Origin of the sequence: Streptococcus sp. HMSC063B03 (assembly GCF_001836965.1) — a bacterium.
In the GTDB taxonomy this organism is placed as follows: domain Bacteria; phylum Bacillota; class Bacilli; order Lactobacillales; family Streptococcaceae; genus Streptococcus; species Streptococcus pneumoniae_F.
In genome coordinates this window covers 1-1,574 of sequence record NZ_KV831062.1, presented here as the reverse complement: position 1 = coordinate 1,574, position 1,574 = coordinate 1, and the positions used below count along the sequence as shown (strand labels likewise).

The 1,574-nt window shown below is 40.7% G+C and carries 2 protein-coding genes and 1 pseudogene; all 3 read left to right on the top strand.

Translation table 11 applies throughout. From position 1 onward, the window contains the following. A partial coding sequence (locus HMPREF2628_RS08455) for a TNT domain-containing protein (protein WP_180364289.1) occupies positions 1–640 on the top strand: 640 nt, incomplete at its 5' end. A gap of 2 nt (positions 641–642) precedes the next feature. Further along, positions 643–966 carry an Imm59 family immunity protein gene (locus HMPREF2628_RS08450; protein WP_070842895.1) on the top strand — a complete coding sequence of 108 codons (324 nt, stop codon included), beginning with the start codon at positions 643–645 and terminating at the stop codon, positions 964–966. Positions 967–1,013: 47 nt separating this feature from the next. Further along, positions 1,014–1,574: pseudogene (locus HMPREF2628_RS08445) on the top strand (HNH endonuclease); the annotation flags it as partial.

Below are 1,574 nucleotides of genomic sequence, written 5' to 3'. Positions count from 1 at the left end.
GCAAAGTCGACTTGCACGGGAAAGTTCGAAGTTTGATGCCTATCTTCGCAGAGAGTATGAAGCTAAGGGACACTATTTCCCAGAGCGTGTTGAAATGCCAAATGGCAAGCGTGCTTATCTATCGGCAGATGATGGTTTCGATGGAAGAAAAACTCCTGTCAGATCACGAAGTTATGTGGATAGCGAAGGACATATTAAATGGCCGGAAAAAGGTGATGGTTTTGTACTGGATAGTGCAGGGAATCCCATTACTCAACCTGCAAATTTAGAAGCAGGTGATATTATAGATCGTTATGGTCATCCATATGGAAGATTTACTAGTCCGGTGGGGGAGGAAGAGATTATCGCGTTTAACAAACGTGGTTTACCTTATCCAGAAGGCTACCAAGATTACCACCAATATAGAGTAATACATGATTTGACAAGAAGTAATATAGAAGTGGCTTTCAATAATGCTTCACCTGAGTTACGGAAATATTTAACTAAGAGCCTTTCTAAATATGGTAATCCTATAGATGTTCTTTCAAATATTCGAAAGGGAGAGATAGCTATGGTTTTCGGAGCAGGTGGAGGAACACAGATACAATTAGGATCGAATGTTGAATATTACAAAGCCTTGAACTTGTTAAAGGAGCTTTAATAATGCGAGCAGAACTAGAAAAACAATATGTGTTAGAGATTGAATCGAGAATCAAATTGAATAATTTTCAGACTCTACATTACGTGCTCTTTGATGAATCAAAGAGATTACCTTGGGCAACACACCTATTTTATAAGAATGGTGTATTCCAAGTAAATAGTAGAGACGAACGTTCTTATGTCGTGGGGGAAACTTGGACATTTAATAATTTTGATGATGCAGTTAAGAAGTTTATAGAAATACTTAAAGATACAGTAGAAGCAGAGAATTTGGCTAATTTATTAGGATTTTCTCATCCCTATTCATCTCCATTATGGGATAAGTAATTGTTCAATCTATTACTTACACTGCTCTGACGGATCCAGGAGCAGCTATGCGTGGTCAGGATCCCAATGCTAGTTATGCGGATAAGGCAGCTTATCGTGCTCAGGAGACAGGGAAAGCCCTCTGGGATAAAGTTACCCATATGGATGCCTATGATGCAGGAGGCTTGACCTTTGAGATTGCCAGTCTTTTTGTCGGTCCAGCAGCTGTAGGTAAGATGGCTAAGGGCACGAAACTCGGAGCTAAGGCAGCTGAGATGATTCAGTTAGCCAAGAACAGTACCAAAGCAAGAATTCTCGCAAATGTCGAAAAATGGGGATCAAAGGTTGACAATATCCTGGCTAAGAGCAATAATGTCATTGGAAAATTTGGGGAGAAATTATTAGATACCCGAATCCCAGTCGGCATTCGTAAAAAGGCATTTGCCTTTGCGGGAGGTATGGGAACCATGCCTACCTTCAGCGTTGAGAGTAAGACTCTACGTGATGTGATGCACTTCTCTAGCAAACATGAGGATGATGTGGTGCGAGTGGCAGAGAAGCCCTTTGATAAAGAGCAGATTCTTGAAAATCTTAAGCAAAGTCGACTTGCACGGGAAAGTTCGAAGTTT

Coding starts and splice junctions, on each gene's coding strand:
- HMPREF2628_RS08450 (WP_070842895.1), top strand. CDS start 643: ATGCGAGCAGAACTAGAAAAACAATATGTGTTAGAGATTGAATCGAGA.